This window comes from Abyssisolibacter sp. ZYX002, assembly GCF_056892235.1.
In genome coordinates this window covers 491,112-517,586 of sequence record NZ_JARMXH010000002.1, presented here as the reverse complement: position 1 = coordinate 517,586, position 26,475 = coordinate 491,112, and the positions used below count along the sequence as shown (strand labels likewise).

27 protein-coding genes are annotated in these 26,475 nt (G+C 29.5%); 24 read left to right on the top strand and 3 right to left on the bottom strand.

The features are described from left to right. The first annotated feature begins 1 nt into the window (after window position 1). The 11 genes from P3X86_RS08455 (at window position 2) to P3X86_RS08405 (ending at window position 12,652) form a co-directional block, all read left to right on the top strand. Window positions 2-844, top strand: coding sequence for a multinuclear nonheme iron-dependent oxidase (locus tag P3X86_RS08455; RefSeq protein ID WP_483292233.1), 843 nt, complete (start codon window positions 2-4; stop codon window positions 842-844). Between the two features lie 119 nt (window positions 845-963). After that, a complete protein-coding gene (locus P3X86_RS08450; RefSeq protein ID WP_483292232.1) occupies window positions 964-1,962 on the top strand; it encodes a helix-turn-helix transcriptional regulator in 999 nt (332 codons plus the stop codon). Window positions 1,963-2,121: 159 nt separating this feature from the next. Continuing rightward, window positions 2,122-3,864 carry an ABC transporter ATP-binding protein gene (locus tag P3X86_RS08445; protein WP_483292231.1) on the top strand — a complete coding sequence of 581 codons (1,743 nt, stop codon included), beginning with the start codon at window positions 2,122-2,124 and terminating at the stop codon, window positions 3,862-3,864. Window position 3,865: 1 nt separating this feature from the next. Then, a complete protein-coding gene (locus P3X86_RS08440; protein ID WP_483292230.1) occupies window positions 3,866-5,590 on the top strand; it encodes an ABC transporter ATP-binding protein in 1,725 nt (574 codons plus the stop codon). Between the two features lie 94 nt (window positions 5,591-5,684). Continuing rightward, window positions 5,685-6,704: a methyltransferase family protein gene (locus tag P3X86_RS08435; RefSeq protein WP_483292229.1), complete on the top strand. Its 1,020-nt coding sequence runs from the start codon at window positions 5,685-5,687 to the stop codon at window positions 6,702-6,704. A 317-nt stretch (window positions 6,705-7,021) separates the two neighbouring features. Next, window positions 7,022-7,660, top strand: coding sequence for a CatA-like O-acetyltransferase (locus P3X86_RS08430; RefSeq protein WP_483292228.1), 639 nt, complete (start codon window positions 7,022-7,024; stop codon window positions 7,658-7,660). Between the two features lie 13 nt (window positions 7,661-7,673). Beyond that, entirely contained in the window at window positions 7,674-8,492 is an 819-nt protein-coding gene (locus P3X86_RS08425) for a sugar nucleotide-binding protein (RefSeq protein ID WP_483292227.1), read from the top strand. Window positions 8,493-8,519: 27 nt separating this feature from the next. Further along, complete coding sequence (locus tag P3X86_RS08420) at window positions 8,520-9,575, top strand: endonuclease/exonuclease/phosphatase family protein (protein WP_483292226.1); 1,056 nt, start codon at window positions 8,520-8,522, stop codon at window positions 9,573-9,575. 16 nt (window positions 9,576-9,591) lie between these two features. Continuing rightward, entirely contained in the window at window positions 9,592-9,999 is a 408-nt protein-coding gene (locus P3X86_RS08415) for an arsenate reductase ArsC (RefSeq protein ID WP_483292225.1), read from the top strand. A gap of 616 nt (window positions 10,000-10,615) precedes the next feature. Then, a complete protein-coding gene (locus P3X86_RS08410) occupies window positions 10,616-11,347 on the top strand; it encodes a LytR/AlgR family response regulator transcription factor (protein WP_483292224.1) in 732 nt (243 codons plus the stop codon). A gap of 33 nt (window positions 11,348-11,380) precedes the next feature. Continuing rightward, window positions 11,381-12,652 carry a sensor histidine kinase gene (locus tag P3X86_RS08405; protein ID WP_483292223.1) on the top strand — a complete coding sequence of 424 codons (1,272 nt, stop codon included), beginning with the start codon at window positions 11,381-11,383 and terminating at the stop codon, window positions 12,650-12,652. 47 nt (window positions 12,653-12,699) lie between these two features. Here the strand turns inward: P3X86_RS08405 and P3X86_RS08400 are convergent, their stop codons facing one another. Together P3X86_RS08400 and P3X86_RS08395 are read right to left on the bottom strand one after the other, a co-directional pair. Next, entirely contained in the window at window positions 12,700-12,840 is a 141-nt protein-coding gene (locus P3X86_RS08400; protein ID WP_483292222.1) for a hypothetical protein, read from the bottom strand. Then, window positions 12,821-13,426: an accessory gene regulator ArgB-like protein gene (locus P3X86_RS08395; RefSeq protein WP_483292221.1), complete on the bottom strand. Its 606-nt coding sequence runs from the start codon at window positions 13,424-13,426 to the stop codon at window positions 12,821-12,823. Before P3X86_RS08395 ends, P3X86_RS08400 begins: the two co-directional genes overlap by 20 nt. A 378-nt stretch (window positions 13,427-13,804) precedes the next feature. Here P3X86_RS08395 and P3X86_RS08390 point away from each other — a divergent pair, with 378 nt between their 5' ends. The 13 genes from P3X86_RS08390 to P3X86_RS08330 all read left to right on the top strand — a co-directional run bounded on the left by P3X86_RS08390 (window position 13,805) and on the right by P3X86_RS08330 (window position 24,962). Continuing rightward, window positions 13,805-13,975, top strand: coding sequence for a streptolysin S family TOMM toxin (locus P3X86_RS08390; protein ID WP_483292220.1), 171 nt, complete (start codon window positions 13,805-13,807; stop codon window positions 13,973-13,975). A gap of 45 nt (window positions 13,976-14,020) precedes the next feature. Then, window positions 14,021-14,182 (top strand): streptolysin S family TOMM toxin, encoded by a 162-nt coding sequence (locus tag P3X86_RS08385; RefSeq protein ID WP_483292219.1) that lies wholly within the window; start codon window positions 14,021-14,023, stop codon window positions 14,180-14,182. Between the two features lie 74 nt (window positions 14,183-14,256). Beyond that, window positions 14,257-15,186: a SagB family peptide dehydrogenase gene (locus tag P3X86_RS08380; RefSeq protein WP_483292218.1), complete on the top strand. Its 930-nt coding sequence runs from the start codon at window positions 14,257-14,259 to the stop codon at window positions 15,184-15,186. Window position 15,187: 1 nt separating this feature from the next. Then, window positions 15,188-16,255: a streptolysin associated protein SagC gene (locus P3X86_RS08375; protein ID WP_483292217.1), complete on the top strand. Its 1,068-nt coding sequence runs from the start codon at window positions 15,188-15,190 to the stop codon at window positions 16,253-16,255. A 24-nt stretch (window positions 16,256-16,279) separates the two neighbouring features. Continuing rightward, the gene (locus tag P3X86_RS08370) at window positions 16,280-17,641 is read left to right on the top strand and encodes a YcaO-like family protein (RefSeq protein ID WP_483292216.1); all 1,362 of its coding nucleotides are present in this window, start codon (window positions 16,280-16,282) and stop codon (window positions 17,639-17,641) included. Then, a complete protein-coding gene (locus P3X86_RS08365) occupies window positions 17,616-18,251 on the top strand; it encodes a CPBP family intramembrane glutamic endopeptidase (RefSeq protein ID WP_483292215.1) in 636 nt (211 codons plus the stop codon). The genes P3X86_RS08370 and P3X86_RS08365 overlap by 26 nt, the downstream gene beginning before the upstream one ends. Before the next feature lie 4 nt (window positions 18,252-18,255). Further along, window positions 18,256-18,969, top strand: coding sequence for a SagF family protein (locus P3X86_RS08360; protein WP_483292214.1), 714 nt, complete (start codon window positions 18,256-18,258; stop codon window positions 18,967-18,969). Between the two features lie 5 nt (window positions 18,970-18,974). Further along, window positions 18,975-19,913: an ABC transporter ATP-binding protein gene (locus tag P3X86_RS08355; RefSeq protein WP_483292213.1), complete on the top strand. Its 939-nt coding sequence runs from the start codon at window positions 18,975-18,977 to the stop codon at window positions 19,911-19,913. An 11-nt stretch (window positions 19,914-19,924) separates the two neighbouring features. Further along, entirely contained in the window at window positions 19,925-21,058 is a 1,134-nt protein-coding gene (locus P3X86_RS08350; protein WP_483292212.1) for an ABC transporter permease, read from the top strand. Beyond that, window positions 21,059-22,201: an ABC transporter permease gene (locus P3X86_RS08345; protein ID WP_483292211.1), complete on the top strand. Its 1,143-nt coding sequence runs from the start codon at window positions 21,059-21,061 to the stop codon at window positions 22,199-22,201. A 158-nt stretch (window positions 22,202-22,359) separates the two neighbouring features. Next, complete coding sequence (locus P3X86_RS08340; RefSeq protein WP_483292210.1) at window positions 22,360-23,169, top strand: ETX/MTX2 family pore-forming toxin; 810 nt, start codon at window positions 22,360-22,362, stop codon at window positions 23,167-23,169. Between the two features lie 39 nt (window positions 23,170-23,208). After that, window positions 23,209-24,051, top strand: coding sequence for a hypothetical protein (locus tag P3X86_RS08335; RefSeq protein WP_483292209.1), 843 nt, complete (start codon window positions 23,209-23,211; stop codon window positions 24,049-24,051). A gap of 68 nt (window positions 24,052-24,119) precedes the next feature. Beyond that, window positions 24,120-24,962 carry a hypothetical protein gene (locus P3X86_RS08330; protein ID WP_483292208.1) on the top strand — a complete coding sequence of 281 codons (843 nt, stop codon included), beginning with the start codon at window positions 24,120-24,122 and terminating at the stop codon, window positions 24,960-24,962. A 154-nt stretch (window positions 24,963-25,116) separates the two neighbouring features. Here P3X86_RS08330 and bioA read toward each other — a convergent pair whose 3' ends face one another. Continuing rightward, entirely contained in the window at window positions 25,117-26,475 is a 1,359-nt protein-coding gene (bioA, locus tag P3X86_RS08325) for an adenosylmethionine--8-amino-7-oxononanoate transaminase (RefSeq protein WP_483292540.1), read from the bottom strand.

Sequence of the window (26,475 nt, the reverse complement as noted above, 5' to 3'; positions counted from 1 at the left end):
TATGCTTATAGGATGTAACTATCATGAAGAAACAGTGAGGCTAGTAAAAGAAAATAAAATAGATATTGATTATTACAAATTTCCTGCTTTAGGGTATCAAATGGATGTCTTTGATTCTCCAGATCTAATAGAGTTAAAAAAACTAGCTAATAGATTAAAGCAAACAAAACCTATAAATCTACATGGTTTAAATCCATCACTTCACAATATATGCTCTAAGACTTTTATTGAAGATTTAGATGTAGATATCGTAAGAGAATTGATAGACATTTGTGAGCTGAAAGGGCTATCGATTCACTTAGATGGATCAGATATCAATGATACAAGAGCAGAGTTATTGGAAAGAGTGGTAAATAATATTAGATATGTGAAGAATACATTCAATGATCTAGAATTCTTTGCATTAGAAAATATAGGTTTGTTAAGAAATCCATTTGTATACGAGGCAGACTTTATTAGTGAAATTATACAGCAATCAGATGCAGATTTCTTATTAGATATAAGTCATGCATATGTAGCAGCAAAGAGTCTTAAAATTGATATATGGGATTATATGAAAGCACTCCCATTAGATAGAGTGTATGAGATACATATTAATGGTTGGATAGAAAAAGGTTCAGAGATTATGGCGCACACTAAGATACATGAAGAAGGATATAGACTGTTAAAACAAGTACTAGACATATCAAAACCAAAGATGATAACTATAGAGTATGGAAGGCACAATGACAGAATAAACTCAGGATGTCCAGTAATGAAAAAGGACGTAATAAATGTAAGAGCTATGGATGAGATTGAAGAGCAGGTTATAAGAATTAGAAGAATACTTGAGTGCTATAAATAAAATAACTGTAAATTATTGACGTAAAAGCTTATATGTTTTTCTATTGTATGTTGAAGGAATAATAGTAATGATTTAAATAAATACACCGGTCTAAGAATAATAAAAAAGGGGTATTAGGTGTGAAAATAAATAAAAATATATTAGATGAATATTGTAATTATTTAGAGAATATGTATTGTGATGAAGTTATAGACGAGTTATTGAGCAAAAAATACGTCATAGGTAAGGAATTTGGTAGCGGTGTTTTTTCTAGGATAAAATTAGAAGAAGGTTTAGAAATCTCAAAGTTTAAAATAGACAAGATGGTAATAGATTTCGATAATTCTATATACGATGATGATATTGTAGAAGTAGGTTATTGTTATAGTGGAAGTATAAAAATCATTATATTGCCTGATAATGAGGAGTTTATTTACAAAAAAGGAGATGTATTTATTTATAAAATGCTGAACGATATTAAAGGTTTTAGATTTGTCTATGACAAAGCTAAAACGATATCTGTCCATATGAATTTTTATGAGGTAAAAAATGCTATAAACTCAATATGGGAAAATAAACTTATTATTGATTGGCAAAAATGTATAAATCGTATATTTAAAGAAGATGCTTTAATAATCCAAAAAGCTAGTTATAACTTAAAAAAGATAGCAGAAATGATTGATACAATATCATTGGATAGTATGATGAATTTTATGAAGTTAAAATTCAAGACAGGGGAGTTTTTAGCAGCCATACTTGAGGAAAAGTTAAATCAAAATCATGGCAAAGATGCCATTGACGAAGAAATGGTGTGTATAAATAAAGCTCGGAAAATAATAAATGAAAACTTAGAAAATCCGCCATTAATTAAACAATTAGCTAAAGAATTGGATATAAGTGTATATAAGCTTCAAAAAGCATTTAAAAACATATTAGGAATTACGATTTATCAATATATACAAGAGTCTAGATTAGAAAAAGCTAAATATTTATTAAAAAATACTTCAATGTCTATCATAGACATTTCAAATGAGATAGGATATTTGAATCCAAGTAAATTTGCAAGTTTATTTAAAAAATACAATCATATAACGCCATTAAAATATAGAAAAAAAATTAGTATAAATAAAAATAGCTAGATGTTTCAAAAAACGATATTTGTTTTTTGGAGCATTTTTTTAATTTATCAGAGTAGAAAATGATTATCAATATCAATAAGATATATAGTAGGAGATATTTCAGTAACATTGTATATTTATTGCAGGTTAATGAATTCTGAATATATTAAAAAGGAGAGCATGATGAAAGAGTCAAATTTGAGATTTTTACTTAAAGTATCTGGCAAAGAAAGATTTAAGCTATATATATCTGCTATATTTAGTATTGTAAGTTCAGTTCTTGCCATAGCACCGTATATCTTAATGTACAACATAATAGTAGAATTATTTAAAGAAACTAGTGATTTTAACCATATTAAATCAATGGCGATAATGGTAAGTATTATTGTGGTAATCAGAATGATAGTGTTTTTAGCTTCAGGAGTGTTTTCTCATGTAGCAGCATTTACAATACTCTATGAGCTTAGAATGAAAGCAGTAAGACATATATCAAAATTAAACATGGGCTTTTTTACAGGGCACACTATCGGTGAAGTTAAAAAGACTATAAATGAAGATATAGAAAAACTAGAAAATTTTATAGCACATCAAATACCAGATTTAGCTTCAGCAGTAGTAACACCCTTAATAGTTATTTCATATCTATTATACCTAAATTGGAAATTAGCACTTGTGTTATTTATACCAGTGGTTGTAGGGTTCCTTTCGCAAATAGTAATGCTTAGCAGTATGAAAACAAGAATGGTAAAATATCATAGTTTAGTACAAAAGCTTAATTCTACAATTATTCAATATATTAATGGGATTAATGTATTGAAAGCTTTTAATCTATCAGCAAAATCATTTAAAAATTATAAAGATACTACTAAGGAGTATGCAGATTATTGGGCTAAACTTACAAAAAAAATGGCACCGCTTTATGGAGTTTTTCTTGTAATTATAGATTCTGGATTACTATGTATAATTCCTATAGGAGGTATTATGTTTTTAAATGGTAGTATAAATGGTTCAACTTATATACTATTCTTATTATTAAGTTCAAGTTTTCTTAACTCATTTAAACAGTTATTACAATTTGGTTCTAAATTTTCAATGTTACTTGAGGGAGCTGGAAAGGTAAGAGATATTATTAACCATGAACCTCAAGAGCAAGGGCATAAAACATTTGATAGAAAAATTCAAGGAAGAATACAGTTTAATAATATTACTTTTAAATATGATAAAAAAGAAGTTATTAAAAATCTGTCACTCACTATAAAACCTAAGAATATAGTTGCACTTGTAGGGCCTTCGGGCTCAGGTAAAACAACACTAGGGCAATTAGTAGGAAGGTTTTGGGATGTAGAGAAAGGTAATATAACTATAGATGGAATAGATATAAAAGAATTAAAAATGGATGAATTAATGAAAAATGTTTCTTTTGTCTTTCAAGATGTATTCATGTTACATGATACTATAGAAGAGAATATTAGAATGGGACTTGATAGAAGTTTAGAAGAAATAACTAGAGCAAGCAAGAAAGCTCAGATTCATGATTTTATAATGAGCCTTCCAAATGGATATGAAACCAAACTTGGTGAAAATGGAGTAAAACTTAGTGGTGGAGAAAAGCAAAGAATATCTATAGCAAGAGCAATATTAAAAGATAGCCCTATTGTGGTTCTTGATGAAGTAACTTCATATTCAGACGTTGAAAATGAAAGTAAGATACAAAAAGCACTTAGTATATTATTAGAAGATAAAACAGCTATAATTATTGCCCATAGACTATATACTATCAAAAACGTAGATGAAATAATAGTCCTTGATGAAGGGGAAATAGTAGAAAAAGGGACTCATAGTTCGCTGATGAATAAAGGTGGTTTATACAATCATCTTTGGAATATGTATGATTACGAAGTTGTAGAGGAAAGAGGTGCTTAATATGTTTTCAGATATAAGGAAATTGATGGGCAGAGATGGTAAGAAGCTAAGAAAACCTATTATATTATTAACTATAGATTCTTTGTTCCATATGTTTTTTTATGGAATGATGTATTTTGTTTTATTAGATTTAATGAATAAAGATTTAAGCTATTCAAAGATAAAAACATACTCTATAATCATGATAGTTGCATTTATATGTAGAGCTATAGTTAATACAAAAGGCTATGCAGGTATACAAATGAATGGTGCAAGGATTGTAGAAAAGATGCGTATATCTTTAGGAGATCATATCAGGAATATTAATCTAGGATATTTTAATAAAAACAGTATTGGCAACTTGTCAAATATAATGACAAATGATTTACAAGACTTTGAAATGGTAATTACACATAGCACAAGTGATTTAATAAGAACTATTTTTTTAAGTATTTACCTTCTTGCTATAACATTTGTAATTAACATCCAGCTGGCATTTATTCAGCTTGTTATAGTGATGCTTGCAATACCAATAATTTATTTAGGTGGTAAAAGATTAGCTAAAGTAGGAAAACACAAAAAGCAAGTGATGAATGAAGTTATATCGAGAATAGTTGAATATCTAAGTGGAATGCAAGTGTTTAAAGCTTTTAATCTCGTTGGGAAAAAATTTGTTAGACTAGAAAAATCCTTTAGAGATTTTAAGAAGGAAAGTATTAGAATGGAAGTATCAATAGTACCATATGTGTTGATTTTTCAGATAATACTTGATTTAAGTTTTCCTATATTATTAATAATATCTACTATAAAGTTTGGAGCGGGAAGTATAAATAAGAGAGAATTTTTAACGTTTATAATAATCAACGTAGCACTTATAAATGTACTAAAAGCTTTTGGAGCACATTATAGTGAATTTAGATATCTAAAATTAGCTTCTGACAAACTTACTAAAACATACAACCGACCACAAATGAGTTATATACATGAAGATGCTAATTTAAATAATTATGATATAGAATTTAAAGATGTGTGTTTTGAGTATGAAGAAGGTAAAAAGGTTTTAGATAAGTTGAGTTTTACAGCAAAAGAGGGTACAATGACAGCTCTAATAGGTCCTTCAGGATCAGGCAAAACCACAGTTACCAGTTTAATAGCTAGATTTTGGGATGTTAAAACGGGTTTAATAAAAATAGGAGGTAAAGACATCAGAGATATTAAACCAGATTCTTTACTAAAGCATATAAGCATGGTATTTCAAGATGTATACTTGTTGAATGACTCAGTTTATAACAATATTAAATTAGGAAATCCTAGAGCATCTAAAGAAGAGGTTGTTAAAGCAGCAAAGATAGCAAATTGTCATGAGTTTATAGAAAACATGGAAGACAAGTATGATACTGTAATTGGAGAAGGTGGATCAACGTTATCGGGAGGTGAAAAGCAAAGGATATCAATTGCTAGAGCTATATTAAAAGATGCTCCTATAATACTTTTAGATGAAGCTACTGCTTCTCTTGATGCAGATAATGAAGTAGAAATCAGAAAATCTATTAAAGAGCTTGTAGCTAATAAAACAGTAATAGTAATAGCGCATAGATTAAATACGATTAAAGATGCACAGCAGATTATTGTGTTAAATGAAGGAAGCGTTCTAGAAATAGGGAATCATAACCAACTGATAAAAAATAAAAAAAGATATTATCACATGTATAGCGAAATGGAAAAAGCAAAAAAATGGGTTATATAGCACCCAATATCAAAACTTTAGCTAGATTTAGAAACCAAAGATTATAGTATTAAAAATATGTATAGTCTATTTTGATTTGAAAGGGGTAAAAACAATGAAACCTATAGTAGATGTGAAAAAAGAATACAGATATCTATTCAATATTAGAGAGGGAGAATTAAGGAAAAAATTATTATTTTCAGCTATAGAACTTGATTTATTTACTCATCTGGAAGAATTTAAGTCAGCTAAAGAAATTGCAGAAGAAATGAATTATAATATCGTTAATACTGAGCATATATTAAATGCTTTAACAAGCATAGATTTACTCGAAAAGAAGTCTGGAAAATTTAAAAATAGTGAAATTGCAAATTCACATCTTTCAAGAAATTCAGATGGTTTTGCGGGAGACTTAATAATAGACTATGATTCAGCGATTGGACTTAATAAGATGGATATAGTTAAGTCAGTTAAAGAAGGGGCTAGTATTTATAACGGTAAAGATGGATTCGAGGCATTAAAAATGTATGAAGATTACACCACATTTTTGATAGAAAGTCAACGTATAGGAAGGGCTAAAGAATTTTGTGATGTAGTAAAACAATTACCTGAATTCAAAGACTTCAAAAAGATGCTTGATTTAGGCGGTGGAGCAGGGCTTATTGGAATATGTATAGGGCAAGAAAAAGAAGATATCGAAGGGGTAATATTTGATACGCCAAATAGTATAAATGTTACTAAGAGATGTATAAAAGAATATAATATAGAAGATTGGTTTACAACAATAGCTGGAAACTATCAGGAAGATGATATCGGATATGGATATGATTTAGTTTTAGCGATAGGAACTCTAAATTTTGCAAAAGATAATTTAGATATAGTAACTAAAAAAATATATGATAGTTTAAATGATAAAGGAGTATTTATTAGCATATCTGATGGTATAACAGATGATGGAACTAAACCTGTCAGGGCTATCTTAACGTGGCTACCAGCAGTTTTACAAGGTATTGACTTTTATCTAGAGCAAGGACAGGTAAGTAAATCAGCTTTAAATAATGGATTTAGCAGTGTATCTAGAAAAACCATAGAATTTTTAAATGCTGAATTAGATGTAGATATACTTAGGAAGTAGATGATTTATCTAGTTAAGTGCTATCTCGTAAAGAGAAGCACTTCAGACTGTAGACAAAAGCCCAATTTCTGCGTTGTTGTTAAAATTTCCGTTGCTCACTTACCTCTAAGTAAGCTCTGCTACTCAATTTTAACACCCCTTGAAATTGAACTCTTACTACAGTCTGCTATTTAGATGACTTTGTCATCAACCTAAAGTGCTATCTCTTAAAGAGAAGCACTTATTTTTTATTTGATATAAATATAAATTCATTTACAGTTTACTAATGTAAGGTATAATATAGATAGTATGCATTAAAAAACTAAAAGGAGAAAAATATGAAGTATATTGATATCCAAAATTGGAAGAGAAAGAAGCAATTTGATTTTTTCAAAAAAATGGATTACCCTCACTTTAATATATGTGCTAATATAGATATAACTAATTGGTATAAATATATTAAAGAGAAAAATATACCTTTTTTTATTTCAATAGTTTATGTAGCGACAAGGACAGCTAACAGCATAGCTGAGTTTAAGCTTAGAATACGTGGTGATGAAGTAGTAGAGCACGATTTTGTAAGTCCAGCAACTACAATTATGACAGAAGAAGGGGTATTTGATTTCTGTGATATAGAATATAATAGCAACTTTAGATTATTTGAAAAAACAGCTAAGACTCAAATTAACAAGTCCAAAAAGGAAGTTTCACTTAATCCTTCTCAAAGAGATGATCTATTATATATGACAAGTATTCCATGGGTTTCATTTACCAGCGCAAGTCATCCTATTAGTATGAATCCAGTTGACTGTATACCTAGAATAGCATGGGGCAAATATTTTAAGGAGAACAAAAATATAAAACTGCCATTATCAGTTCAAGTTCATCACGCACTTATGGATGGATCACATGCTGGAGAATATTTTACATTATTCCAAGGCTTTGTTGATAAACCAGAGGAGATATTAAGTTTATAGATTGGAGGTATACATGGAAAAGGTATTAGTATTAGGGGCTAGTGGGTTGATTGGCAAAGCTATAGTAAATGAATTAAAGTATAAAAAAGAGTACTTGATTTATACAACGTACTACCATAATAAACCAAAGAAAACGGATAATTGCTATAAAATGGATGTAAATAATTTAAATTATATAGTAACATTATTAGATGATATAAAACCTCATATAGTTATATCTTGTTTAAGAGGAGATTTCAAAAAACAGCTAACATTTCATACCACTGTTGCAAAACAGCTTAAAAAAAGCAAAGGAAAGCTTTATTACTGTTCAACAGCGAATGTGTTTGATGATTCTCTTACCAAACCATATACTGAATATGACAGAGTTAAAGCAAAATCAGAGTATGGCAGATTTAAAATACAATGTGAAAAAGTGATAATGGATATTCTAGGTGATGATGCTCTTATACTAAGATTCCCTCAAGTGATGAGTAAAAATGGAGGGAGAATGGATCAAATTGTAAAAGCTTTAAAAAATAATGAAAAAATAAAAGTGTTCCCCAATTTGATATTTAACACTGTTACAGATATCATAATCGCAAAAAAATTATCTTATATAATCACAAACAAGTTAAAGGGTATATTTCATATTACTGCCTCAGATACTATTAATCATAGTGCTTTTTATAAAGAGTTAGCTGAGAGATTAGGATATAAATATGATAATATAGAAGAAGATATGAATGTAGCAGGTTGTTTTGCATTACATTCAGTTAGAGAAGATGATTATAATCCTCGTATTGAAATTACCAATACGCAGGTTATAGATTATTTGTGTGAAAACTTTTAAATCAATAAATATTATAAGGAGAATTAAATGAAAATAGTAAAAGGAATATTAGCAATCATATGTATTTTTATATTAATATTAGGTGGATATTTTCTATATATGACTGTCACTGATTATAAACCAGAAGATATTATCCAGCTAAAAGCAGAGAATAATACTCAGAGAATTTTGAGTAAAAACATGGAAATATCAGCTATGATATTCAACATAGGGTATTGTGGATTAGATAAAAAACAGGATTTTTTCATGGATGGAGGGACAGGCTCTAGAGCAGAAAGTAAGGAAAAAGTTTTTGAGAATCTCAACCAAATAACAACATTTATTAAAAATAAGGATGTAGATTTCTTATTATTACAAGAAGTAGATGAAAAAGCTACTAGAAGCTATAATATAAATCAATTCGAGCATATGAAGAATGTTTTAGATAGTTATAATGCAACGTTTTGTGTTAATTACAAAGTTCCGTGGGTTCCAGTTCCAATTACTAAGCCACACGGTAAAGTAAAATCTGGGTTAGCAACATTTAGCAAGTACAAGGTTGATAAAGTTACTAGATATAAACTTCCAGGCGAAGAAAAATGGCCAAGACGACTTGCGCTTTTAGATCGTTGTTTCTTAGAGAGCAGAGTACCTATAGAGGATGGAAGTGAGCTTATATTGCTCAATGTTCATTTATCTGCATACGATAAAGGTGGAATTATAAGAAGACAACAATTAGGGTTTTTAAAGGAATATATAAAAAATGAATATGAAAAAGGTAACTATATTGTAGTTGGAGGGGATTGGAACCATCTAGTACCAGGTGCAGATTTAGATATATTCGGCAATAAAGATGAGTGGCCAGAGTGGTTACAAAAAATACCTGATGATTTTAAGTCAGAAAATTTTAGCTTTGAACTTGATAAAAATGTCGCTACTCATAGATCACTAGATTCGTCATATGAAAAAGGAAATAACTATTTATCCATTATAGATGGTTATTTAGTGTCTAAAAACATTAATGTATTAGAAACAATGGGTGAGAAACTGGAATTCAAAAATTCAGATCATAATCCTGTGTCTATAAAATTCACATTAAAATAATAATATGGAGGCCAATATGAAATATAAAATAGCATTTGTATGTGTTCATAATTCATGTAGAAGTCAGATGGCAGAAGCTTTTGCAAAAAAATTAGCAAGTGATATATTCAACGTGTATTCAGCCGGAACTGAAAAATACCACGAAGTAAAACCTAAAGCAGTCAAAGTCATGGAGGAAATAGGTATTGACATGAAAGAACACAAGCCCAAATTGTTATCAGATATACCCGATAATCTAGATATATTGATAACTATGGGGTGCAATGTATTGTGTCCTTTTGTTTCAAACAGATATTCTGAAGATTGGGGTTTAGATGACCCTTCTGGAGGGTCAATAGAAGATTTTAGAAATACAAGAGGTATTATAAAAGAGAAGATGGATAAATTCATACAAGATTTTAAGAATGGTAAAATAAAGTTATAGGCTCAATATAAAGATGACCATATCAATTTGCTTAGGTTGAAACTTATGGTCATCTTTTTATGTTTTTGTAGTATCACTAACTAAATTCAACAAATTGTCTATAAATCTTGGATTCGAGTAGAAATTATAAAAATTCGGCAAAGTATACTTAAAATAAAAGAAAATGTCGAATTTTATAATTTTAAAATACAAAAACAGTGACTCTGGTATGATAATTACAGGAACAATTGATTAGGAAAAAATATTTTGTTAAAATATTTATATAACGAATTACAGTAGTGAATATCTGCTTGTAAGTAACATGCTTATATATTGCTAAATGTATACTTAACTTGCAAAATGATTCAATTGGAAATGTAAAAAAAATACTTGGTAAATTTTACGCAGTGAAAATGTTTGATATTTATATTATTATTAAATTAGACTATATTATGGAATAAGTTTTGTTATTTTTAGGAATTAATAATCTGAAATATTATTTATGGTTAGTTTAGATTTAGAGTAAAGAACTATGATCGAGAATGCAGTATAGTTGTTAATTTTCACTAATTATTATTATTGAATTTATAAAAGTTGGGTAAATTAATACAAAAAGATCAATTGGAGTGATTATTGTATGTCTAATATTTTAGTTGTAGAAGATGACCAAATTCAAAGACAAAATCTAGTAAAAATATTAAAAAATATATCGAATGACATAAAAGTTTACCAAGCTGACAATAAATCAGATGCTGTTAGAATTTCTAAAGCTGTAAAAATGGATTTCTTTTTTATAGATATGATGTTAAATGATTCTACAGGATTAGATACAGCAAAAGAACTAAGAAAAATGAAAGAATATAAGTTAACATGGATAATTTTTTTAACAACGCATGTAAGCTATATGTTACAAGCTTTTAAGGAAGTTCACTGCTATGATTATATTCTAAAACCATATAAAAAATCAGAAATTATAAATGTAACTAAGCTATTATTAGATAACTCATATGAAAGTACAAAAAAAGATGATAGACATAGAGAAAGTATAGTATTTGAATTGCAGGGAGTTATGCTTAAGATATATGTAGATGAAATATACTTTGTAGAAGTTAATTTAAGAACTTGTATATTGCATACTAAATCAGGTAATTACTCACTTAATAGGAAATCGCTTAAAAGTATATTAAGTATGATAAAGGCTGATTATATTATACAAACACATAAGTCATATGCAGTTAACGTTAACTATATAGACAAAATAGAAAAAATATCAAGAGGAATTTGGGAAATTCATTTTCATGGGTATGAGGAACAAGCACTTTTGGCATCAACCTATAAAAATGCTCTCAAAGAAAAATTTATGGAATAGACAATTTAACAAGTTAATCTAAGGAGGGATATAATGACGATAGTAAGGGTAATAGCGAGTTTTTTAGAATTAAGTAGTTTGCTTATTATATGGTCTAAATTTGAAAAAAACTCAAAAATTTTGCTAAACCTGATTATCGCCATGTTCTTGGTACTAATAGGATTTATGATAGAAGGGATAAATCCTATATTTGATTTTATAATAAGTTACAGCTTAATAGTGGTAAGTTTATCTGTTATATATAAGGTAGGAATAATTGACACACTCCTTAAAATAATAGTTTCCTTTGCAATTATAGTATTTGTTGAACTTATTATATTAATAATTATAGCTTTTATCTATGGCAATAGTTTTCAAACTAATAATTATATCATTTTAGTGATAGCAAATACAATGAACGTAATTATATCATATGTACTTTATAAAAATACAAAAGCTAATAATATATTTGCAAAAATCAATAACTACATTACTGATATTAATTTTAAATTTAGAAATATATGGATTGCAAATACGTTATTCTATTGTATGTGCATAAAGATTGTTTGGGATTATTCTCCAGCAGTTATAATAAAATATAAGTTTTTTATATTTTTAATTTTCTTATTAATATATGTTGTGAATATATTTATATTTAAGAATGATGTATTAATGTATGAAAAAAATAAAATGCAAGAATACTATGATAAATATTCTCCTGTTATGGCTTCTATAGTAGAAGACATACGTGGTAAACAGCACGAATACAAAAACCACATTAATGCTATCTATGGCATAATACAAGTAGCTGATGAAGATACCATAAAACAAGAGTTAGAAAGCTATATTATATCAATAAATGAAAATCTAGATCAAATAAATATTGTCAAAAGTGATAACAGCATTATTAATGCAATTATATATAGTAAGGTATGTGATGCAAACAATTTTAATATAAAATTTGATTATAGTATAAGTAAATTATCAAAATTACCTATACAAGGATTTGAAATGTCAGAAATACTATCAAATCTTTTAAATAATGCTTTTGAAGCTGTAATGGCTGATGAAAACAACAAAAAGATTGTAATGTTAATAATACAAGAAGATAATGATATACTTACTGTAGAAGTAAGAAACAGTGGACATACTCTTAAAGCTCAAAATATTGATAAAATATTTAGAAAAGGGTTTTCTACTAAAAATAGAGGTAGTGGGTATGGATTACACAATGTTAAACAAATAGTAGATGACAACAAAGGAAAGGTTATGATCTCGATAGATAGTGGTTTTACAGTGTTTAAAGTAAGTATACCTAAAAATTAAGAAAAAAATTCTTGAAATATGCACCGTTTCAAGAATTTTTTTTATACTTATTTTACTAAACTTTTTGGCGGCTTAACTTCGTTGAATAAAATCCAAGAAGTACCGATAGAAACCATTTGAGCTAGAGCAATTAATAATATACCAAAAGTATACTTAGCATCAAACTTTTTAATTAGTTGCATGCTCATTCCCCCTTTTTAAAAGTAATTGGATGGATTCCATGGCTATAGTTATAATCCCCATACAAAATAACTTAGTGTTATATTTTAATAATACCAAAATAACGTACCAAAATATAGTGGCAATTACTGCTAATATTTTTAGAACTAAGTATCTTTTGCCATATTTAATAGGCCTGTATTTGCTACCTATTGGAGATTTTATAACAATTACTAGTAGAGTTATTGTAAATATGTATAGATGATATGATATTATATAATTTGCTAAATATATGGAACCTATCATAGTTATTGAAAAAAAGAACAAAGAAAACATCAAGCACCCTAAAAAGCTATTAGAATGATAGCCTCCTGCAAAAATCCTTAAAGTAGATAAGATAACAAAAGAAAATAAAAACAAATCTAACTTACCAACTGTTAAGAACAAGATTGATAAAAATAATAGTTTTAGACCTTCATTCATGATTACCTGTAGTGCATATGACATTTGTTCTATTTCATCCTGAGAATTTAATTTTGAACTTCTACCAATATTACTGGCAATTTTATCTGAAATTTGTTTAATACTTTTTATATTTAAGCGTTGACTGAGCAAAATGCTAATAAGTTACTAAACATCTAAACTGTGTCAACTCCTCCTCTCTTAAATACATTTGTAATTAGTTTTTTTGCATAAATTATGTATATATATTATTGACTAAACACTAAAAGTTTACCAAATTAAATATAAAATAGTGCTTATATATAATATAACAGAAATATTAAGATTTATAAACAATTTTGGCATGAAAACGCTCTTTTTCGACTTAAAAAAAATTATTAAATGGGGTACGACTTTACAAGGCGTACAGATGTCGTTTCGAGGCATATGTATTGTATAAATATTATAAAGAGCTATAATGATATTAAACAGAGAAATGAACTCATCTGTTGAACATTACCAAAAATATGTAAAACGAAAGGGGGGGAGCACATGTTGAGATTTGAGAAAAATTCATTAGCTAGCTCATTAGGCAGTAGAAGTGTAACAGTAGCACCAGGAGGATGTTGTTGTTGTTGTACATGTAGTTGTTGTTGTTGCATTAGCACAAATGTAGTTAGTGGAGATGGTAATACAGTAAACACAACAAAAGGTGGTAATTAGTTTCTATAATAATCAACATACACAATAAAGGGGAGGCGTTTAGAAATGTTAAAATTCAATAATGTATCTTTAAATGACTCACTAAAACATGACAGTATAAAAGTAGCACCAGGAGGATGTTGTTGTTGTTGCACATGTAGTTGTTGTTGTTGTGTAACAGTGAACAATATTAGTGGGGATAATAATACAATAAACACTAATAACTAAATTAAAGAAAGAATATAGCCCACAATGGGCAAAATAGCTACAAATGTAAGCTAAGTTTATTGAGGTGAAGAAGGGTGAAAAAAAATGGCAAGAATAAAGCCATGTATAAGCAGATATATCATTTTAATACTCAGTATTTAGGGATATCTAGTTATACAGATACAACAGTAGTTAGGATGCAACACAATATACTAAACGGAGGAATTTTCTCACAAAACAGATATAAAAGTGAAGAGTATCTACTAAACTTTAGAGGTAATAATAATTATTTAGGTAACAGAATAGGAGCGTCAGATTTTTATGGTTCTGGAGGATTAGCAACATTGACTCAAAAAGAATTAGGAGAGAATCTAGATAGCGCTATTTTGTTACCTGAACCTCAAAAAATAAAGACATCTATATCAAAAGCTATAAAGAATAGAAGAAGTGTTAGAAAATATAGAGAGGGTAAAATGTCTTTAAAAGATTTAAGTAACATACTCTACTATAGCTCAGGTGTATCTGGAAAAGATGAGAATAAGTTAGATTATTATGAAGAACCTCTAGTATTTAAGCTAAGAAATGTTCCTTCAGGAGGAGGATTATATCCAATAAAATTATATTTCTATTGTAACAATGTAAAAGGCTTAGAAGAAGGTATATATGTATATTATCCAGAAAACCATGCTATCCATATTATAAAGGATAAAGAAAAACTACTATCAGTAACAACATACGCTGATTTCGCATCAATAGACGTATCAAAGGTTAATATGGTGATATTATATGTATACGATTTATTTATAAACTCAAGAAAATATGGTGATATTGGAGCAGCATTTGCTTTTATAGAGATTGGAGAAATGGCTCAAAATATCCAGCTAATATCAACAGCTCTTGGCTATGGTGCATGTGATATTGGTGGTTATGATAAAGGGTTGGTAGAATCAGAGCTAGAAATAGATGGATTGACCAAACACCTATTACATGTAACTATAGTTGGTCATGAAGGGGAGGAAGATTAATATGGCAAAGTATGTATTTGAAAATGATATTCGATTATTACACGGTGGGTTAGATGAAGTTAGAATAAGATCAGGACTTTGGAATTATAACGAAGCTGTTATTGATCTTTCTCCTTATGATGACAATATGAAGAAAGCTGCAGTAAGTATGCTTAATGCTCTTAAGAACAATGGATTTGATCCAGCAGAAATAGAACAAATGGATATACAGAATGAAAACAAACAACAACTAATGGATTTATTAAATGGTCTTTTCGGGGCGGGTATGATATACAGCAATCAAAACTCAAATTTAAAAGACAGAATTACAAATTCTTTATTAGGTCAAATGAAAGAATCATTAGTAAAAGATGATTTGAAGGAGTCAAGTGTTTTATTTGTTTCAGATTGCGATTTTTCAATAGATATGTCAAAAAAAATATGTAAACAAATGGAGTTAGATATTGAATATGAAGGTATAGAATTTATTAGAGAAATTAGCAAACATGATTTAACAACTAAATTCGATGCATATGAAGTAGAAACATCATTATCTGTAATAGGTAAAAAACTTGAAAAATTCGATTCGATTGTTATATCTCTTAAACATACAAATATGAATTTTTTAAGGAATATAAACAGAATAGCATTAGAGTATAACAAAGTTTTGACAATAGGTTTTATAGATGGACCATTTATAACGGTATTTAGCATTAACCCACCTAAAACTGGGTGTGTTGAATGTTTTGAAACAAGAATTTTATCTAGATTAGAAGATCATATATTATATGAAAAATATGTTAAGCAAGATATAAATATATCTTCCGAAATAGATCCAGCTAAAATTATATTATCGAGTATGCTTACAAATTTACTAATAACTGAAGCATATTTATTAAAGAACTATTCTATGACGAAATTTGAGGGTAGAGTGCTCAGTGTATTCATACCATCATTAGAAATTCAAGTTCAGGATTTGCTTAGAGTTCCTTATTGTAATGCTTGTGGAAACATATCTAAAGCAAAATTTGAGGAAACAAATATCCAGTCAAGAGTTATGATGAATGATTTATTAAAGGATTTGAGATAATTTAATGCTAAGAAGGTGAATACAATGATGAGAATGTACCCAAGTTATAATAATGTCCTAAAGCAATTCAACAAGGTAGCTGGTAGTCAAACAGGAATAATTAATTCAATGGTGGTGCCATTAGTAAATTATATAGGAGAGCCTACGTTAAGAAGCATGACTGGTACTATGCCAAATTATCACAAACATATATTAAAAGGTGGTCAAGATGTTCAGTATCACATAATAGGATATGGATCTTACTACGAAGAGGCATTTATTAAATATATAGGTGAAAGTATAGAGAGATATGCTTCCTTAGTTGGTGGAAAGTTGTTAGAGGATAAAGTAGAATATGCTAGCTACAATGAAATATCAAAAAAAGGCAAAGCAATGCCTTTAAAATATATGAATGTCTTTACAGATGAACAAATTGTAGAAATAAAAGAAAGAAAGCTAATTTTGTGTGATAAAAAAGCTAGTAAAGATGACATAATTGGATGGGTAAAATGCCCGTCATTATTTAATCCAGATGAAGAAATATATGTTCCAATGCAAATGCTTTTTATTGGTTATGAGAATGATATATCAAAAAAAGAGTATAGGCATATTCCAGCTTTTAGCACAGGGACAGCATCTCATAAATCGTATTTTAATGCACTGAAGAATTCTTTAATAGAATATATTCAAATAGATGCATTTATGATAAATTGGTATACTAAAAGAAAGAGTAAGAGAGTTATTATCGATGATGAGATAGTTAATCAAATACTAAAAAAACATAATCTTTATGGTGATAAATCTGCTTATGAAATAATTCCTTTATATATATCACTTGATGATGTAAAGCTTCCAAATTACTCAGTTGTATTAAAAAGAAAAGATGGAGAATCCCCCTTCATGTTAGTGGGAGTTCAGGCTGATACTAACCCTAAACATGGTATTCTAAGAGGAGTGATGGAAGCTTTACCTATATCACAAAGTGTATTTTATAACACAATATTTTATGAGGAAGCAATAAAGCAAGTGACATCAGAAAAACCTTGGTTTATAGACCTTGATAAAAATGTATTGTTTTATGCTATGCCACATAGAAAGGATGAAAAAGAAAGAGTATTAGCTGATATGATTGAGGGAGAAATAAAGTTGACAAACATACCAAACTATGAAGGCAAAAATGCAAAAGAAGATGTGGCATATCTTATAAAAGAGCTTAAAAAGGTAAGTGAATATGCCGTAGTTTTAGATATCACGCCTCCAGAGGCAAGAGAAAAAGGATGGTATGTTACAAGAGTATTAGTTCCAGAGATATTAGAGATGTGTATACCTGATTATCCGTTTGCAAACCATCCAAGAATGTTACAGTATGGAGGGGTAAAAAATGAATATCCGCATCCAATGCCTTAATATATTTATACTCTTGTTAGCTATAAATCCCATATCTATTGGTCAGTTAATCAGGGTAAGTATTTCTAGAAATCAAGTAAATACTGATAAGATAAATTATATTATGCTTTTTGTATATGTATTAATTACATCTTTAGTAGCACTTGTAAGTAGGGAACTATTATCGTTTAGGTTACCAACTAGTAATAGATGGTTTGTTGTTGCCATACTGTTAGTTCCTATAGTTATATTGGTTGAAATATTGACAGTAACTATCATATATCTAATAAGAGGAAACGTGAAAATTAAGCTAGAGTTTAATGGATTAGGGGCTAGCGCAATATCATCTAAAATAAGTGTAGTACTAATTGGAGTATTAGAAGAAATAATGTATAGACAAGTTTGGCTTGCTATTTTGATTGGAGTTTTCAATATTCATATAGCTTTAGCAATTATCTTGTCTTCTTTATTTTACGCATTAAACCATATTTCAATTGGTAGATATGTATTTATACAAAAAATAATAGCAGGTAGTATTTATAGTGCTTTATATATAGCAAGTGGAACAGTACTGATTCCGATAATTACACATGGTTTACAAAATGCAATTATTATAGCTAGGAGTAAATAACGATATGAATATAATAGTAATAATTCTTATAGTTACAATTATATATGGGCAAAACAGATTCTCACTATTAAATAATTTATATATCAAGAGATTTATTATTGATAAGTTTGACACAAAAAAGCAGGGAGAAAGAACAATCAGAGCAATTATCACAGTTGTACTAGTTTTTATTTTAGCTTTTATTGAGTTTATGGAAAAAGTCAATCTAAAAAACAGCATATTTGGAGAGTATAGTATTTTATATAGCATTTTATTATTAGTGTCGGCTATATTGATATTTATACAAATGATTTTTATGATAAACTATATAATAAGTATAGTTTTTAAATCAAATATAACAGAATTTATGCACAACATAGATATTATGGAGTTAGATATAAACAGTATGTTCTATACAGGTTATTTTATTACATTTATGGTTAGTTTGTTTGAAGGTATAGTTTTTTTTGATATAATATGTTACAGTTTACTAGAAACATATGAATTCAAACTGTGGATTGTCATTGTTACAATAACAATAATATACGGTTTAATGAAGGCTATAATGAGAAGAAGCATCAAAAAGAATATATCATTATTTGTGCTTGGAATATCAATATGTTTACCGGGGTTACTATTAACCTTAATAACAAATAGCCTATTTATAGGAGTATGTTTTTTGTTTATATGTAATTTATTTGTTTCCTTTAAAAATATAAAGGCAGGCATTAGGAGGTAATTGTTGTGAACGTTCTAGAAATAAAAAATTTAAAAAAATTTTATGGTAAAAATTTAGCAGTAAACAATGTGAATTTGCAAATAGAGGAAGGACAGATATATGGAATACTCGGACCTAATGGTGCAGGGAAAAGTACGATGATAAATATGATCTGTGGGTTGCTTTCACCAACTGATGGAGAGATTTATGTTTTAGGAGAAAAAATGAAAAAAGGGCAGATGGATGTTAAAAATCAGATAGGTTTAGTCCCACAGGATATAGCTATTTACGATGATTTATCTGCAATTGAGAACGTATCATTTTTTGGTAGCTTATATGGTCTTTCAGGAAAAATTCTAAAAGAATATACAAAAGAAGCTTTAGAGTTTGTTGCATTATCGGATAAAGCTAAAGTAAGGCCTTCTAAATTTTCTGGAGGAATGAAGAGAAGGTTAAATATTGCATGCAGTATAGTTCATAAGCCTAAATTGATAATAATGGATGAACCAACAGTAGGTATAGATCCACAATCTAGGAATCATATACTCTCGTCAATAAAGAGATTGAATGAGTTAGGAAGTAGTATTATATATACTAGCCATTATATGGAGGAAGTCCAGACGATTTGTAATAAAGTTGCTATTATAGACAAGGGTAAGATAATAGCAGAAGGGTCAATAAAAGATGTAATAGCAAAACATAGTGATACCAATATCATAAATATTGATGTATTTGACAAAGTTGATGAATCAGTAAAGAAAGTACTTCATACGATATGTGGTATAGTAAAGGTTGAGATATTAGATAAGCAAATAGTGTTGTACTCAAAGCCAAATAAATACAATTTGGATATAATCATAAACGAATTAAAAGATCATAATGTGACAATAAAAAATATAGAGAGCAAATTTAATGACCTAGAGACTATCTTTTTAAACCTCACAGGCAAAAAATTGAGAGATTAGAGGTGAAGGACTTGAAATTTTTATCTATAGTAAAAAAAGAGATGTTACACAATATCAGAGATAAAAGAGCAATGTTCTTAATGATTATATTCCCTATTTTATTAATCGTGATATTAGGAGCAGCATTTAGTAGTAGCTTTAACTCGTCAAATATAATAAGAGATGTTAAAGTTTCTTATAAAATAAATGATGAAGGTAAGCTAGGAGATAGTTTTATTGGTTTTACAAAGAGTATTAGTAAAGAGTTAGATATATCTTTTGAGCCTTTGGATGATGAAGAAATAGCAAAAGATAAGTTAAGAGAAGGATTATATGACAGTTTTATAATATTAAATAAAAATGAAATGAAAATATACGTTAATAATCTTAGAATATATAATGCAAACCTTATTGAAACTATGATGAGATCATTTATTGATAAAAGTAAGCTAATAGCACAGGTGATTCAGACGAAGCCACAGGCAATAGACACAATACTTTCTACAAAAGGATATGCTCCCGTGTTTACAGAAAATAAATCAATAATAGCAAACAATATACCTAGCTCCAAAGACTATTATTCGATTACTATGTTTACAATGATAATACTTTATAGTACTAATATAGGAGCATTTGCAATACTTTCTGAAAAGATTAGAAAAACTTATCAAAGAGTGATGAGTTCAAACATACAAAGGATAACTTATATAATGGCGAAGGTCATAAGCTGTTTTATAGTAACATCATTACAAGTTTTGATAGTATATTTGTTTAGTAAATATATACTAGGGGCAAATTGGGGAAGCGAGCCAATTTATATATTACTTATATCAGCATCATTAATTTTCATGGCTGTATCAGTAGGTGTTGGTTTAGGTGAAGGTGTTAAAAATCCAGCAATAATGGCAGCTGTATTAAATATGACAATACCTGTATTTGTATTTTTAGCAGGAGGGTATGTTCCACTAAGTATATTTAATAGTAATATACTCAATAAGATAGCTGAATTGTCGCCATTAAAGTGGACAAATCAAGCAATGTTTAATTTAATTTACTTTAACGACTTAGGGATAATGGCTAAATGCATAATGATCAATTTGTTTATAGGAGTATTGTTTTTATTAGTACCTGTTATCAATTCTTTTGCCAGAAAGGATGTGGTATAGGTGAAAAACTTCTTAGTATTATTCAAACATATAGCTAAACTATCATTTAGGAAAAAAGGTAATTGGGTTACATTTTTACTTTTGCCGATACTAGGAGTGTTTGCAGCACTAGCATTTAATAAAGATGCATCAACTGTAACAAGGATAGGTGTATTGGACTTAAATAAGAGCTATATTACTGTAGATATGATTAGTGGTTTAAAAGAAAATGACAGCTTCCAGATTGTCGAGTTAAAGAATGAGAAATTTGAAAGTTTATTAAAGGATAGAAAACTTGATTGTGTTGTGAAAGTGCCAAAAGATTTTTCAGGAAAAATAATGCAAGGTACGACAAGTAAATTGGGGATATATAGCATTAAAGGACAAACAACAACAATATGGATAGAAAATTATTTAAACTTTTATATAGATAATTTAGTATCAATTGGGAAGATAGCAGATACAAATGATCAATATAAGCAAATCTATCAGGGATATAAGAATCAAGGTATCAAACTTAATAAGATTAGTGTAGGAGATGTATCAAAAAGTAAAGGAGTAACAAAATCAAGTATAGGCTTTTTGTTAGTGTTTATGTTAATGGCATCAAGAGCAGTAACAAATTATATCATAACAGATAAACGAACAAAAACATATACGAGGATATTTTGTTCTTCTACAACTAAAATACAATATCTAATAGCAAATATTGTTACAAATTTATTAGTGTTTACAATACAGCTTGCAATAATACTAGTGTTGTCATTAGTTGTATTTAAGCTAAATTTTTATATTTCGATAGTCAATTTAATAATATTGTTCTTATCATTTGGGCTAGTCGCTATGAGTGTAGGAGTAATAATAGCAACAATATCAAACTCTACAAACCAAGCTTCGCAGTTAGCGAATATAGTAATAGTACCTACGAGTATGTTAGCAGGATGTTTTTGGCCAATAGAGTTAATGCCTTCATATCTACAAAAATTTGCACTAATACTTCCACAGACATGGGTTTTGAAAGCTGTTGATAAATTACAGCATGGTACAGGTCTAGAAGGTGTATTAATAGATATACTTGTGATAATCAGCTTTGCAGTAATACTTACTATGATTTCTATATTAAAGATGACAAAAGAAGATGATGTAAAGAATATAATAGCATAAAAAAGAATTTTGTTTAAGAAAATGAGACGTGAGATGATAATCTATCGGTCTCATTTTTTTATTGCACATTGTGAGTTTAACTAACATAAGGTACGAGCTTTGACAGATATTATTCTCATGCATATATTATAGTAGAGCAATATATATGAGGTGATAATATGGGAATTGACATAAGTATAGATGCAGGTATGACCAAAGAAACGTCAAAAGTAAGTGCAACTGGTATGATAATAGATAAAATTAGTGATCAAGAAGTTAAGTCATATGGCCTAAATTCGGACAAAATTAAAGATGCAGTACAAAGGATGTTGTTTGAAAGTAAGCCATATGTAGTACTAGATCCGTTATTTCCGTTTTTTTATACTGAAATTGATAGAGTACTAACTGTAAAAAGTGCACAGATAGTTGGGATAACATCCCAACCGATAATAGTAAAGACACAAGAATTTATCAATACAAGTAACGTGAAAGGAACGTTTAATGTTAGTATTTCAGATACAGTAACAGATACAGCATCAAATAGTTGGAGTACAACAGAACAGCTTACAGTTACGCAAAAGATTAGTTATGGTATTAGTTTTATAGGTGGAGGAACAGGTGAGACATCAATATCATATAGTCAGTCGTGGAGTCAAGGAGGCTCACATTCACAGTCAATAACAGTTGGTTCAACTTCAGGGATAACTGTTGAACTAAAGCCAGGAGAATCAGTATTAGCTGAATTATCAGCAAGTAGAGGTGTCTTAAAAGTATTAATCAACTATGATGCGTATTTGCAAGGGAATCTTATTATCAAACCTTTAGCAGGGAATTTAATAAGAACTCCTATAGCACAAATATTGAGCAGAGCTGGTATGTCCAATTCAATAACCTCTAGTGAAACTATTGAAGTCGGCTATTATGGAAATTCAAGAATACAGCTTAAAAATAAAGAGACAGGAAAAGATATATCAACATATTTTCTCTAAGTAGTTTCATAGATAATAATAATGGAAAGGGAGATAAAAATGGGTATAGATATATTGATTACAGCTGGCCCAGATGGGAGTGCATCAAAAGTAAGTGCTACAGGCTCTGTTCAGCATGTAATAACAGATGACGAAAGAAACACGTTTAAACTATCAGATAGTCAACTAAAAAGTGCAGTTAATAAGTATTTTGGAAAAACACCAGACGATGCGTATTTGAGGAGCCCGACTCCATGGGGAGATTTGTATAAAACTTATAGTTGGCCACAGGTTCAAATGGTACTAGTAGTAGAAAGTGCTGAAATACTTGGCATACAATCACAACCAGTAATAGTAAAAACCCAAGAATTTGTAAACAACAGTAGTAAAGTAGGAACCTTTGACGTAGCTATATCAGAAAGCGTTGAAAATACTTCTACAAGCACATGGAGCGTTGGTGGAGAGCTAAGCATAGAACAAAAGACGAGTGTATCTATAGATTTTATAGGAGAAGTATCAGGAGGAGCATCATTGAAGTATAGCCAATCATGGGGAATAGGAGGCTCACATTCAAGCTCAGTAACTGTTGGTTCAACTTCAGGGGTTACAGTACAATTAGACCCAGGAGAGACAGTAATAGCATCATTATCAGCAAGCAGAGGAGTATTAAAGGTAAGACTTAGATACAATGCATATCTAATAGGATATACTGCAGTTAATTATAGCTCAAAGTATAAAGATCACCATTTCTGGGCGATGCCAGTCAGTGATGTCATGGCATCAGCTGGTATAAGTAATTCTGTAAAATCTACAGAAGATATTGAAGTTGGTTATTATTCAAATTCGAAGATAGAGCTTACGGATAAAGATACAGGGAAGAAGAAAGCAACTTATTTCATTTAGAAAAGATATATTGTAAGAATTTAAAGTTATCATAACTTTTAATAGAATTGTTGAGAGGAGTTTATTAAATGGGTATAGATGTATTGATTACAGCAGGAGAAGATGCTGCTTCATCTAAAGTCAGTGCATCAGGTTCTGTTCAGCATGTTATAACAGACGATGAAAGAGCAAGTTTCTTGATAGGAGATAAACAGCTAAAAGATGCAGTAGGAGCTTATTTTGGAAGATCACCAGATGATGCATATGTAAAAAGCCCTACACCATGGGGAGACCTATATAAAACTTATGGATGGCCACAGGTTCAGACTGTGCTTTATGTAGAAAGTGCAGAAATACTTGGCTTAACTTCACAACCTGTTATAGTTAAAACACAAGAGTTTTCAAATCAAAGTAGTCAAAAAGGGACATTCAATGTCGCAATATCAGAGACACTCAATAATACTTCTTCTAGCAATTGGTCAACTGGTGGAACGTTAACATTTGGAAGGTCAATATCGGTAGGGATAGATTTTATAGTTAAAGCAAAGGTTGAATACAACATGTCATATAGTCAGTCATGGGGAATAGGAGGCTCACATTCTAAATCTATAACAGTTGGGTCTACATCTGGTGTAACGGTAGAGCTAGATCCAGGGGAGACTATAATAGCATCGCTATCAGCTAGCAGAGGTACACTAAAAGTAAGACTCAGATACAATGCATATTTGATAGGATCAACAGCAGTAAACTACGGTTCAACTTATAAAGATCATCATTTTTGGAGCTTGCCAATAGGTGCAGTAATGTCAGCCGGGGGGATAACAAATTCAATAAAATCAACAGAAGATATAGAAATAGGATATTACTCTAATTCTAAGATAGAATTGAAAGACAAAGATACAGGTCAACAGAAGGGATCATTTCTTGTATAAAACTTTATAAACAACTCATCATATATAGAATAGAATAAAGTTGGTGAGTTGTTTTGATATCCAAAAAGTAAATAGGTCCAATAAAAAAGAGAGCAGGAATTAATAAAAATCCGAGCTCTTTTTTATGGGGATTTAGGGAGTGCTATTGCAACTACTACATAATATTTTCTCTTTTTAAGTATTCTATAATTGACTCCTTAGCTACATCAATCATAAACGTTATATCATCTTCATTTACTATATAAGGAGGCATAAAATACACAATATTTCCAAGAGGTCTAAGGAGAACCCCTTTACTAAGTGCTATCTTGTATATTTCGTAACCCACACGTTTTTTAGAATCAAAAGGCTCTTTAGTTTCTTTGTCCATAACAAGCTCTATAGCACCAATCATACCTATTTGTCTAAATTCACCTACATAAGGTATATCAAGTAATTTTTCTGTTATTTGCTCCTTAATGAATTCAGATTTGGCGATATTGTTTTCTATAGTATTTTCATTCTTGAACATCTTTAGAGTCTCTACAGCTATAGCACAGCCAAGAGGATTACCAGAGTAGCTATGACTGTGTAAAAATGCTTTCATTGTATCATAATCATCATAAAATGCGTCGTATATAGTATCAGTCATTATTGCAAGAGAAAGTGGCATATAACCAGCAGTTAGACCTTTTGATACACACATAATGTCAGGAGTAATATTTGCATGTTCGCAAGCAAACATCTTACCAGTACGACCAAAACCAACAGCTATCTCATCAGCAATAAGATGTACATCGTATTTATCACAGGCAGCCCTCAATTTTTTGAGGTAAACAGGAGAGTATATCATCATTCCAGCAGCACATTGTACAAGAGGTTCTACAATAACCCCACTTATCTCATTATGTTTTTCACTTAATAATTTTTCCATATGCTCAAAGCATTCTGCATCACAATTGTCTCTACATTTTCCATAAGGGCATCTATAGCAATCAGGACCAGTTGGTCTGAATATATCAAGTAAAAGAGGCTTGTATATTTTATTGTACAGCTCACATCCACTCACAGATAAAGCTCCAATAGTTTCGCCATGATAAGCATTAGTCAATGCAACAAATCTGGTTTTAGTAGTCTTGCCAATTTGTTGGTGATATTGAAAGCTAAGTTTAAGCGCTATCTCCACAGCGGATGACCCATTGTCTCCGAAAAATATTTTTGACAGACCATTAGGTACTACTTCTAAGATACTCTTTGAAAGTTCTATCGCTGGTTTATGTGAAAAGTTTGCAAATATTGCATGCTCAAGAGTATTTGCTTGATTATAAAGAGCATCATTTATTTTTTGATTAGAGTGTCCAAATATATTTACCCACCATGAAGAAACTGCATCTAAATATTTTTTATCGTTTTCATCTATCAGATAAGCTCCTTTACCGCTTTTTAAAACAATAGGTGGAAAGCTTTCATAGTCCTTCATCTGAGAACAGGGATGCCATATATTATCCAGATCAATTTTTTGTAGCTTAGTCAA